Origin of the sequence: Inquilinus limosus MP06, assembly GCF_000767795.1 — a bacterium.
Taxonomy (GTDB): domain Bacteria; phylum Pseudomonadota; class Alphaproteobacteria; order DSM-16000; family Inquilinaceae; genus Inquilinus; species Inquilinus limosus_E.
The window spans coordinates 1-11,014 of the sequence record NZ_JANX01000166.1; the positions used below are offsets into that span (position 1 = coordinate 1).

Below are 11,014 nucleotides of genomic sequence, written 5' to 3' on the forward strand. Positions count from 1 at the left end.
TACCCCCTCCCGCAAGGGGAGGGGGAGTGTGGAAGGCAGAAGTCGCTCGAATGGTGAAGCCCTGAAAGCCGGGCCTCGCCTTCAGCGATCCTCGATCGCCCTTTGCCGCAGCAAATGGTCGGCCAGGACGCAGGCCATCATCGCCTCGCCCACCGGCACGGCGCGGATGCCGACGCAGGGGTCGTGCCGGCCCTTGGTCAGGATCTCGGTGTTGTGGCCTTCGATGTCGACCGTGCGCCGCGGCGTCAGGATCGAGCTGGTCGGCTTGACCGCGAAGCGCACCACCACCGGCTGGCCGGTCGAGATGCCGCCGAGGATGCCGCCGGCGTTGTTGGCGGTGAAGCGCAGCTCGCCGTCATTGCCCATCAGCATCTCGTCGGCATTCTCCTCGCCGGACAGCGCCGCGGCGCCGAAGCCGGCGCCGATCTCGACACCCTTGACCGCGTTGATCGTCATCATCGCCCGGGCCAGGTCGCTGTCGAGCTTGTCGTAGATCGGCTCGCCCCAGCCGGGCGGCACGCCCTCGGCCACCACCTCGACCACCGCGCCAGTGGAGGAACCGGCCTTGCGCACGCCGTCGAGATAGTCTTCCCAGCGCGAGGCGGTCTCCGCATCCGGGCAGAAGAACGGGTTGCGGTCGACCTGGTCCCAGTCCCAGCGGTCGCGGTCGATCTTGTGCGGGCCGATCTGCACCAGCGCGCCGCGGATGGTGACGCCGGCCAGGACCTTGCGGGCGACGGCGCCGGCGGCGACCCGGCAGGCGGTCTCCCGCGCGCTGGAGCGGCCGCCGCCGCGCGGGTCGCGGATGCCGTATTTCTTCCAGTAGGTGTAGTCGGCATGGCCGGGCCGGAACTTGGCCGCGATCTCGGAATAATCCTTGCTGCGCTGGTCGGTGTTCTCGATCAGCAGCGAGATCGGCGTGCCGGTGGTCTGCCCCTCATAGACGCCGGAGAGGATCTTGACCTCGTCGGCCTCGCGCCGCTGGGTGACGAAGCGGGACTGGCCCGGCTTGCGCTTGTCCATCCAGGGCTGGATGTCGGCCTCGGCCAGCGGGATGCGCGGCGGCGCGCCGTCGACCACGACGCCGATCGCGGGCCCGTGGCTTTCGCCCCAGGTGGTGAAGCGGAACAGGGTTCCGAAGCTGTTGCCGGCCATATCCGTATCCGCCCGGGCTCAGCCCTCTCGGGCCACGCGGTCGAGGGCGTCGCCCTCGAGCCGATAATAGATCTTCTGCGGCAGACGCGCCGCGCCGATCCGGTCGTAGAGGCGCTGCGCCCCCTCGTTCCAGGTCTCGGTGGTCCAGTCGAGCCGGGTGCAGCCGCGCTCCTGCGCCAGCCGGGCCAGGAAGCGCAGCAGCGCCTCCCCGGCCCCGAGGCCGCGCGCCCCGTCGCGGACATACAGGTCCTTGAGCTGCAGGTGCCCGGTCAGCGCCTTCCCCGGAAACAGCATGCCGAAGCTGGCGACGCCGACCGCATTTCCATCGATCTCGGCCAGGGCGATCTCGGTCGGATGCTCGCCCCAGACATAGCGCTCCACCCGCTCGGCCGTCACCGCATCCGGATCGAGCGCGCGGCCCTGGGCGTAGTGCCGGTCCAGGTCCTGGAACACCGCCGTCACCGCCGCGCGATCGGCTTCCGTGGCCAGCCGGACCGTGACGGCGGCCGCGCTCATGGCTTCGGCGCCAGGCTCTGCAGCAGCTCGGCCGTCGCGGCCGCGTTGTCGACCGCCACCATGCCGACGGTATGATAGCCGGCATCGACGTGGTGCACTTCGCCGGTGACGCCGGAGCCGAGGTCCGACAGCAGGTACAGACCGGCACCGCCGACCTGCTCGATGGTGACATTGCGCTTCAGGGGCGCGTTCAGCTCGTTCCACTTCAGGATGTAGCGGAAATCGCCGATGCCGCTGGCGGCCAGGGTCTTGATCGGGCCGGCCGAGATGGCGTTGACCCGGATGTTGCGGCCGCCCAGGTCGACCGCGAGGTAGCGCACGCTGGCCTCCAGCGCCGCCTTGGCCACGCCCATCACGTTGTAGTGCGGCATCACCCGCTCCGCCCCGTAATAGGTCAGGGTCAGCAGGCTGCCGCCATCGGTCATCAGCGGCACCGCCCGCTGCGCCACGGCGGTGAAGCTGTAGCAGGAGATGTCCATGGTGCGCAGGAAGTTGTCCCGCGTCGTGTTCAGGTACAGGCCGTCGAGCTCGTTCTTGTCCGAGAAGGCGATGCCGTGCACCAGGAAGTCGAGCCGGCCCCAATCGCGCTCCAACGTCTGGAACACCGCGTCGATGCTGGCCTGGTCGGTGACGTCGCAGGGCAGCACGTGGGTCGAGCCGACGCTCTCCGCCAGCGGCTTGACACGCTTGTGCAGCGCGTCACCCTGGTAGGTGAAGGCGAGCTCCGCACCCTGCGCCGCACAGGCCGAGGCGATCCCCCAGGCGATCGACCGGTCGTTGGCGACGCCCATGATCAAGCCGCGCTTGCCTTGGAGGAGCGGAGAGGGAACCGTCATTGCAGAGCCTCAGTTGGGGTCAGGACACCCGAACGGGGCGCGCCGCGGGTCCTCGGGAATACGCCGGGGATCGTACACGAACGCCCTTTCGGGTCAAATGTGGGCTGATGAATGGCATCGGGACCGGGTGATCGGCAAGAGCAGAGCCGGAGTTTCGGGCAGAAAGCCCGCAGCTGGGCGAAGGCGATCTACACCTTCGGCCGGTATGCGGTGCTGCGCTTCTGGAACGACCGCGGCGCCCAGGCGGCCTCGGCCCTGACCTATTCCTCGCTGCTGGCGCTGGTGCCGATCGCCACCATCGCCTTCTCGATCCTGTCCGCCTTCCCGGCCTTCGGCGTGATCAAGGGCGCCGCCCAGGCCTGGCTGGTGGAGATGCTGGTGCCCGAGGTCGGGCACACGGTGCTGAACTACCTGGAGGGGTTCAGCCAGAACACCGGGCGGCTGACCGCCTTCTCGATCGTCGGCCTCGTGGTCAGCTCGGTGCTGCTGCTGGCCACCATCGAGGACGCCTTCAACGGCATCTGGCGGGTGAAGGAGCAGCGGGCCTGGCTGGTGCGGATCGTCACCTTCTGGGCGATCCTGACCCTGACCCCGATCCTGGTGGTGGCCAGCTTCTCCTTCACCATCAACTTCTTCGGCAGCCATGGCGGCGGCGTGGCGCAGCAGCTGTGGTCGCCCTTCATCGGCTTCGTGCCGCTGGTGCTGCAGTTCATCGGCTTCACCTTCCTGTACCAGCTGATCCCGAACAAGTCGGTGCGCTGGACCGACGCCGTCATCGGCGGCGCCATCGCCGCGGTGGCGTTCGACCTGTCCAAGCGCCTGTTCGCCTGGTACCTGCGCGAATTCCCGGCCTATGAGACGATCTACGGCGCCCTGGCCACTATCCCGATCTTCCTGTTGTGGCTGTATCTCGCCTGGTCGATCGTGCTGATCGGCGCGGTGATCGCCGCGGCGCTGCCCGACTGGCGGTCCGGCCGCCTGCTGGGCGGCGAGATCGACAGCATCCTGCCCGGGCCGCGCCTGACCATCGCCGTCGCCATCCTGCGTGAGCTGGCGGCCGCCAGCCGCCTCGGCGTCGGCCTGCATCGCCCGACCCTGGTGGACCGGGTGCCGGTCGGCATCTCCGCCCTCGACGGCATGCTGGAACAGCTGCGCCATGCCCGCTTCGTCGAGCGCTCCGCCGCCGATACCTGGCTGATCTCTCGCGACCTCAGGATCACCACGCTGGCCGACCTGATGCGCGGCCTCGGCATCGGCATGCGCGGCAAGATCGGCGAGGTGCCAGGGCTGGAGGGCGACTGGCTGAAGGCGCTGGCGGAGCGCATCCACGCCGCCGAGGAGGCGCATCAGGACAGCCTGGGCGTGCCGCTGGCGACGGTGCTGGTGGACGAGCCGCAGGCGGAGCGCCTGCCGGGCCGAGGCGAGAAGCCGCCGATCGCGCTGCACCGGATGGCCCCGAATGCGGAAGGCCCGCCGTGACGGGCGGGCCTCCCTATCCCTCTTCGTCATCCCCGCGAAAGCGGGGATCTGCTCGGCTTCATGCCGAGATCCCGTATCTGCGCAGCGGCACGTCGCGCCGCAGCGCGCACGGGATGACGGTCAGTTCCTGACCGTCATCCGTTCTGGATCCGCCAGGTGCCGTCGCCCTCGCGGCAGGCGGTGCCGGTGCCGGTCTGGGCCCGGCCCTGGACGTAGATGGTCTGGGTGAACTCGCGGCAGTCGCGCCCGTAGTCGCGATAGGTCCGGGTCGGGGTGACGGTGCCGTAATTGCCCGAATCCGGGTTGCGCCAGGAGCTGGCAGTGCCGGTCGGGGCGGTCTCGAAGGCCCGGTTGTAGGTCCGCTCGGCATAGAGCTGGTCCGAGCGGTCGAGCGAGGCGCCGACCGAGTTGCCGAGCCAGCCGCCGATCAGCACGCCCGCGGCGGTCGCGGCCAGCTTGCCGGTGCCGCTGCCGAACTGCGAGCCCAGCAGGCCGCCGCCGGCGGCGCCGATCAGGGTGCCGGCGCCCTGCTTCGGGCCGTAGTCCTGGCACCCGGCCAGGGCGACCGCACCCACGAGCACGGCGGCGATGGTAAACTTCCTCATTCTCTCCGATCCTCCTGGGATGCCCGCAGCGGGCATCGGACCTGTCCTGGCCGCCATGGACTTCACGGCGTCGATCCCTAATGTAGCCAAAATTCGACCGAATGAAGGCCGTGCGCCATGACGACGCCCCCGTCCGACACGCCGAATCCCGGCAGTGCCGCATCCGAACCCGCAAACCGGGATTTCGTTCCGCCGACGGACCCGTTCGCCCTATTCGAAACCTGGTTCACCCTGGCTTCGGCCCATGAGATCAACGACCCCAACGCCGTGGCTTTGGCGACCGCGACGGCCGACGGCGCGCCGTCGGTGCGGATGGTGCTGCTGAAGGGGGTCGACGACGCCGCGGCCGAGGCGCGCGGCTTCGTCTTCTTCACCAATCTGGAAAGCCGCAAGGGCGAGGAGCTGGCGCGCAACCCGCGGGCGGCGCTGTGCTTCTACTGGAAGAGCCTGCGCCGGCAGGTGCGGATCGAGGGGCCGGTGACGCCGGTCGAGCCGGCGGAGGCCGACGCCTACTACGCCAGCCGCGCCCGCGGCAGCCGGATCGGCGCCTGGGCCTCGGCCCAGTCGCGGCCGCTGGCCGACCGGGCGACACTGGAGCAGGCGGTCGACGAGGCCACCCGCCGCTTCGGGCCGGAGGAATCGGACGGGCCGGTGCCGCGGCCGCCGCACTGGTCCGGCTTCCGCCTGGTGCCGTGGCGGATCGAGTTCTGGCAGGAACGGCCGTACCGCCTGCACGACCGGGTGGTGTACGAGCCGGGCCTGGAGGGCTGGCGCCACCACCGGCTGTATCCGTGACCGAGACCGTCCAAACCGGTGGCCGGACCGGCGGCGACCAGGCGCGGCGCGACCGGCTGCTGCGGCTGGCCACGGCGATCAGCGTCTCGGTCGCCTCCACCCTCGCCGTGCTCAAGCTGGGCGCCTGGCTGGTGACCGGGTCGGCGGCGATCCTGTCGTCGCTGCTGGACAGCATGGTCGACGTCGCCGCCTCCGGCATCCTGATGATCAGCGTGCGCCACGCGCTGCGGCCGCCCGACCGGTCGCACCGCTTCGGCCACGGCAAGGCCGAACCCCTGGGCGCCATCGCCCAGGCCGCCTTCGTCGGCGGCTCCGCCCTGCTGCTGATCTTCGAATCGGCCGGCCGCTTCATCACGCCGGAGCCGGTGGCCGAGGTGCCGCTGGGCATCGCCGTGATGCTGGTGTCGCTGGTGGCGACGATCTCGCTGGTGCTGTTCCAGCGCAGCGTCGCCCGCCGCACCGAATCGACCGCGATCGCCGCCGACCGGCTGAACTATGTCGGCGACACCGCCACCAGCATCGTCGTGCTTGCGGTGCTGGTGATCGGCCAGCGGCCGGGCTGGCAATGGCTGGACCCCGCCGCCGCGATCGGCGTGGCGCTGTGGCTGCTGGCCAGCGCCGCCGGCATCGCCCGCCGCGCCGTCGACCACCTGATGGACCGCGAGCTGCCGCAGGAGGACCGGAGCCGGATCACCGCCATCGTCCGCGCCGACCCGGAGGTGGCGGGCCTGCACGACATGCGCACCCGCAGCGCCGGCGGCACCCGCTTCATCGAGCTGCATGTCGAGATGGATGGCGGCCTGACCCTGTGGCAGGCCCACACCGTCTGCGACCGGCTGGAGGCGGCGCTGTCCGCCGCCTTCCCCGACTCCGAGGTGATCCTGCACCAGGAGCCGGCCGGGCTGGACGACGACCGGCTGGACCACCGCATCTACAAGCGCCGAACCTGACCCTCCGATCCCCTCTGCGGCCGGGTTCGACCCGGCCCTTGCCGCCTGCTAGGCTGGGCCGGCGACCAGAGAGGATTCCCATCGTGCCGCAGCCCGATCATGTGATGGCCTTCCCGATACCGGACGAGGCCGCGCTCGACGAGGACCTCAAGGCCTATTACGCCAAGTGCCTGGAGAAGCTGGGCCTGGTGCCGAATGTGATCCGCGCCTACAGCCTGCGGCCGAAGAAGCTGCGCAATTTCATCGCGACATACAATGAGCTGATGCTGGGCGACAGCGGCCTGTCGAAGCTGGAGCGGGAGATGATCGCCGTCACCGTCTCCTCCGCCAACCGCTGCTACTACTGCCTGGTCGCGCATGGCCAGGCGGTGCGGCGGCTGGCCGACGACCCGGAGCTGGGCGAGATGCTGGCCTTCAACCACCGCGTCGCCCGGCTGCCGCCACGCCAGCGCGCCATGCTGGACTTCGCCTGGCGGCTGACCACCGAGCCGCACATGGTCGGCGACGCCGAGCGCGCGGCGCTGCGCCAACAGGGCTTTTCCGACGAGGACATCTTCGACATCTGCGACGTCGTCGGCTTCTTCAACATGTCGAACCGCGTCGCGTCGGGCGTCGACATGATGCCGAACCGCGACTATCACGCGATGAACCGCTGATCTCCCCGGAGCCGGACGCATCATGGGCCGCTTCATCCGCGCCATCCTCATCATCTTCGGCGTGCTGTTCCTGCTGCTGATCCTGGCGGGCGGCGGCCTGACCTGGTACGCCATGACGCGGACGCACCCGCTGCCCAAGGGCGACCTGGCGCTGGTGCTGGACCTGCGCCGCGGCGCGCCGGACCAGGTGCCCGGCGGCTTCAGCCTGAGCCGCACCCCGCTGACGCTGCACCAGACCATCGACGCGATCGACCGCGCCGCCGCCGATCCGCGCGTCGGCGCCATCGTCGCCCGACTGTCGCCCGATGCGGTGCCGCTGGCCTCGGCGCAGGAGCTGCGCGACGCCATCGACCGGGCGCGCCGCGCCGGCAAGCTGACCGTGGCCCATGCCGAGGACCTGGGCAGCGCCGGGCCGGGCAATGTCGCCGTGTTCCTGGCCGCCGGCTTCGACCAGAGCCTGATGATGCCGCAGGGCGGCGTCGGCCTGACCGGCATCTCGGTCGAGGTGCCGTTCGTGCGTGACCTCCTGGACACCGTCGGCATCCAGCCCGAGGTCAGCAAGCGCGGCCAGTACAAATCGGCACCCGAGACCTTCACCGAGCGCGACTTCACCCCGGCCAGCCGGGCGATGAACGAGGACATGGCCCAGGGGCTGTATGACCAGCTGGTGGCCGGCATCGCCCAGGGCCGCGCCCTGCCGCCGGACCAGGTCAAGAAGCTGATCGACGGCGGCCCCTACACGGCCAAGGAGGCGGTCGACGCCAAGCTGGTCGACAAGCTGGCCTATTGGGACCAGGTCGACGACCTGGTCGACGCCCGCGCCGGCCGCAAGCTGGCAGAGGTCAAGGCCGACGACTATCTGGAAGCGACCGAGCCCGAGGCGAAGGCCGACCAGCCGCAGGTGGCGGTGATCTACGCCACCGGCCCGATCGTCGACGAGCCGTCGGACAGCCGGCTGGAGCGCGAGATCGTCGGCCGCGAGCTGGCCCAGACCATCGACGACGCGGTCGAGAACGAGAAGATCAAGGCGATCGTGCTGCGCGTCGACAGCCCCGGCGGATCGGTTGTCGCCTCGGCCCTGATCGGCCGGTCGGTCGGCCGGGCGCGCGACGCCGGCAAGCCGGTCGTGGTGTCGATGGGCGAGGCCGCAGCCTCCGGCGGCTACTGGATCTCCGCCCAGGCCAAGGCGATCGTGGCCGAGCCGTCGACCCTGACCGGGTCGATCGGCATCTTCGCCGGCAAGCCGGTGCTGCAGGCGCTGTGGAAGAAGGTCGGCGTCAACTGGGGCAATGTGCAGCGCGGCCGCAATGCCGGCATCTGGACCCTGAACGAGCCGCTGGACGCCAGCGGCAAGGCCCGGTTCGAGGCCGGCATCGACGCCGGTTATGACGCCTTCCTGCAGCTGGTGGCCAAGGGCCGCGGCATGGACCCGAAGGCGGTCGACGCCATCGCCCAGGGCCGGGTCTGGCTGGGCAGCGAGGCGGTGAAGAACGGGCTGGTGGACCGGCTGGGCGGCCTGGACGCGGCGATGGTCATCGCCCGCCAGGCGATCGGCCTAGGCCCCGACGCCAAGGTGGCGGTGGTGCGCCTGCCGCGGCCGCGCTCGGCGCTCGACACGCTGCGCCGGCTGGTCTCCGGCAGCCCGCTGGGCGGGGCGGCGCTGCTGGAGCAGGCCGGGCTGGGCCCGCTGGCCCCGGTCGCGGAACGGTTCAGCGCCCTCGCCGCCGCGGCCGACGGCCCGGTCGCGGCCATGCAGCCGCTGGTGCTGGGACGATAAGGACGTAAGTTGGGTTTGCCGACCGCGAACCCAACCTCCGGTCTAACGCGGCGTCTCGGTCGGCGGGGCGGCCGCAATCCTTTCCTGCGCCGCCTCGACCAGCGCCTGCAGCGTCGGGCGGTCCGGGGCGAAGAAGGTCGTGCCGGTGTGCGGGGTCGAGAAATCAAGCAACCGGTCATAGGCGCCCGGCGGGTCGCCGACATACATCCGCTGCAGCATCCTCTCGATCACCCAGAGGTATCGGGAATAGCCGATGAAATAGGTGCCGAACTCGTGCTGCCCCGGGCGCCCGAAGGGCATGTTGTCGCGCAATATGTCGTGTTCGGTGCCGTCGGCATCGGTGATGGTGGCCAGCGATTTGTGCGATTTGCGCGGCGCGTCGTCGTCATCGATCTCGATATTGTCGATCTTGGTGCGGCCGATGATCCGTTCCTGGTCCGGCGTCGGCAGCCGCCCCCAGGCGCCGAGATCGTGCAGGTACTTCTGGACGACGACATAGCTGCCGCCGGCGAAATCGGCGTCCTCGTCCCCGACCAGCGCCGAGGCGGGCAGGTCGAGGCCGGCCGGATTGGCCGTGCCGTCGACGAAGCCGAGCAGGTCGCGCGCGTCGAAATAGCGGAAGCCCGAGACCTCGTCGACGACGGTCACGGCGGCGCCGAGGCTGTCGAGCAGGATGCGCTCGAACTCGAAGCAGAGGTCGGGGCGCTCGGACCGGATGTGGAACAGCAGATCGCCCGGCGTCGACGGCGCCGTGTGGACCGGCCCCTCGATCGGCGCGAAGGCCTTCAGCTCCTTGGGCCGCCTGTCGAGGCTGAGACGATCCCAGAGATCGCGGCCGAGGCCGACGACGCAGGACAGCCGGCCGGACAGGTCGCGGAACCCGACGGTCTTGACCAGGTCGTCGAGCCCGTCGAGCACCGAGCAGGCCGTGGCAAGGGCGGCCCGGTCGTTGCCGACGGTGACGACGAGAAACACGGCCGCGCGCGACAGCGGCGCGTCGATGCTCTGGGCGTCGATCGGCACCCGGTCCCAATTCTTCCCCGACATCGCAGATGCTCCACCCGGTTCCCCCGCGGCGGATTACAGCCGCCCCGCGGGGCCGCCGTCCAGGGCGGATGTCACCGCGGCACCCTATCCCTCGAACTTTCCCCCAATGAGGAACTCGACATTCCCCTCCGGTCCGGTGATCGGGCTTTCGGTCACGCCCAGCACCTGCCAGCCAGGACGGGCGGCGAGCCAGGCGGTGATGCGGTCGCAGACCTCGCGGTGCAGCTCCGGGTCGCGCACCACCCCGCCCTTGCCGACCCGGTCGGGCCCGACCTCGAATTGCGGCTTGATCAGCGCCACCAGCCAGGCGCCCGGCGCCGCCAGGGCCAACGCCGCCGGCAGCACCGTCTCCAGCCCGATGAAGCTGGCGTCGCAGACGACGATGCCGACCGGGTCCGGGACCAGCGCCCGATCCAGGTGCCGGGCATTGGTCCGCTCCAGCACCACCACGCGCGGGTCCTGGCGCAGCGACCAGGCCAGCTGGCCGTGGCCGACATCGACGGCATAGACCTTCGCCGCCCCACGGTTCAGCAGCACGTCTGTAAAGCCGCCGGTCGAGGCGCCGACGTCAAGCCCAACGAGGCCGGTCGGGTCGATGCCGAAATGGTCGAGGCCCTTGACCAGCTTCAGCCCGCCGCGGCTGACCCAGGGATGGTCGCGGCCGCGCACCGTCAGCGCCTCCGGCTGGGCAATGCCGTCGCCGGGCTTGCCGACCCGCTTGGTGCCCTCATAGACCAGCCCGGCCAGGATCAGCGCCTGGGCCCGCGCCCGGCTTTCGGCCAGGCCGCGCTCGACCAGCACCAGATCCGCCCGCGGCCGCTTCGCCATCGTGTCCCTCCGACATCCTGTCGGATGCGGTTTACACCCTTTGCGGTTCCGGGGTGAGATTCCGATCCGGCGCCCGAGTCTCTCCTAGGGAAGGAACCTCGCATGCCCGCCTGCAGCTTCGCCATCGTCGGCCCCGGCTGGCGCACCGAGTTCTTCCTGCGCGTCGCCAAGGCGCTGCCGGAGCGCTTCCGCGTCGACGGCGTGGTGGTGCGCGACCCGGCGCGCGGCGCCGCCTTCGAGGCGGAATGGGGCGTGCCGACCTTCCGCAGCGTCGAGGCGCTGCTGCGCCTGACCCGGCCGCGCTTCACCGTGGTGTCGGTGTCGCAGCCGGCCGCGCCCGGGGTAATCGCCGAACTGGCCGCCGCCGGCC

At 70.7% G+C, this 11,014-nt stretch carries 12 protein-coding genes; 6 read left to right on the top strand and 6 right to left on the bottom strand.

What is annotated here, in order from left to right:
* Positions 1-81 precede the first annotated feature (81 nt).
* The 3 genes from aroC to fabI are packed head-to-tail and all read right to left on the bottom strand — an operon-like array spanning position 82 to position 2,507.
* Complete coding sequence (gene aroC, locus P409_RS14905) at positions 82-1,155, bottom strand: chorismate synthase (protein WP_034838197.1); 1,074 nt, start codon at positions 1,153-1,155, stop codon at positions 82-84.
* 18 nt (positions 1,156-1,173) lie between these two features.
* Entirely contained in the window at positions 1,174-1,671 is a 498-nt protein-coding gene (locus tag P409_RS14910) for a GNAT family N-acetyltransferase (protein WP_034838200.1), read from the bottom strand.
* A complete protein-coding gene (gene fabI, locus P409_RS14915) occupies positions 1,668-2,507 on the bottom strand; it encodes an enoyl-ACP reductase FabI (protein WP_034838203.1) in 840 nt (279 codons plus the stop codon). Before fabI ends, P409_RS14910 begins: the two co-directional genes overlap by 4 nt.
* A 111-nt stretch (positions 2,508-2,618) precedes the next feature.
* Here fabI and P409_RS14920 point away from each other — a divergent pair, with 111 nt between their 5' ends.
* Positions 2,619-3,986, top strand: coding sequence for a YihY family inner membrane protein (locus tag P409_RS14920; RefSeq protein WP_052120656.1), 1,368 nt, complete (start codon positions 2,619-2,621; stop codon positions 3,984-3,986).
* Between the two features lie 134 nt (positions 3,987-4,120).
* Here P409_RS14920 and P409_RS14925 read toward each other — a convergent pair whose 3' ends face one another.
* The gene (locus P409_RS14925) at positions 4,121-4,591 is read right to left on the bottom strand and encodes an RT0821/Lpp0805 family surface protein (protein WP_034838205.1); all 471 of its coding nucleotides are present in this window, start codon (positions 4,589-4,591) and stop codon (positions 4,121-4,123) included.
* A 117-nt stretch (positions 4,592-4,708) separates the two neighbouring features.
* Between P409_RS14925 and pdxH the strand changes: the two genes are divergently transcribed.
* From pdxH to sppA, 4 genes are all read left to right on the top strand, one after another.
* Positions 4,709-5,386: a pyridoxamine 5'-phosphate oxidase gene (gene pdxH, locus P409_RS14930; RefSeq protein WP_081991513.1), complete on the top strand. Its 678-nt coding sequence runs from the start codon at positions 4,709-4,711 to the stop codon at positions 5,384-5,386.
* Positions 5,383-6,336, top strand: a complete 954-nt coding sequence (locus tag P409_RS14935; protein WP_081991514.1) for a cation diffusion facilitator family transporter — start codon at positions 5,383-5,385, stop codon at positions 6,334-6,336. The genes pdxH and P409_RS14935 overlap by 4 nt, the downstream gene beginning before the upstream one ends.
* Positions 6,337-6,419: 83 nt before the next feature.
* Positions 6,420-6,992 carry a peroxidase-related enzyme gene (locus P409_RS14940; RefSeq protein WP_034838208.1) on the top strand — a complete coding sequence of 191 codons (573 nt, stop codon included), beginning with the start codon at positions 6,420-6,422 and terminating at the stop codon, positions 6,990-6,992.
* 22 nt (positions 6,993-7,014) lie between these two features.
* On the top strand, positions 7,015-8,769 hold the full coding sequence (sppA, locus tag P409_RS14945; RefSeq protein WP_052120660.1) for a signal peptide peptidase SppA: 1,755 nt from the start codon (positions 7,015-7,017) through the stop codon (positions 8,767-8,769).
* A 42-nt stretch (positions 8,770-8,811) separates the two neighbouring features.
* On the opposite strand, the gene P409_RS14950 is transcribed toward sppA, so the two are convergent.
* Positions 8,812-9,816: a Dyp-type peroxidase gene (locus P409_RS14950; RefSeq protein ID WP_034838210.1), complete on the bottom strand. Its 1,005-nt coding sequence runs from the start codon at positions 9,814-9,816 to the stop codon at positions 8,812-8,814.
* 84 nt (positions 9,817-9,900) lie between these two features.
* Complete coding sequence (locus P409_RS14955) at positions 9,901-10,644, bottom strand: TlyA family RNA methyltransferase (RefSeq protein WP_034838214.1); 744 nt, start codon at positions 10,642-10,644, stop codon at positions 9,901-9,903.
* Positions 10,645-10,746: 102 nt separating this feature from the next.
* Between P409_RS14955 and P409_RS14960 the strand changes: the two genes are divergently transcribed.
* Positions 10,747-11,014 (top strand): Gfo/Idh/MocA family oxidoreductase (locus tag P409_RS14960; RefSeq protein WP_034838219.1); only part of this gene is annotated, 268 nt, incomplete at its 3' end.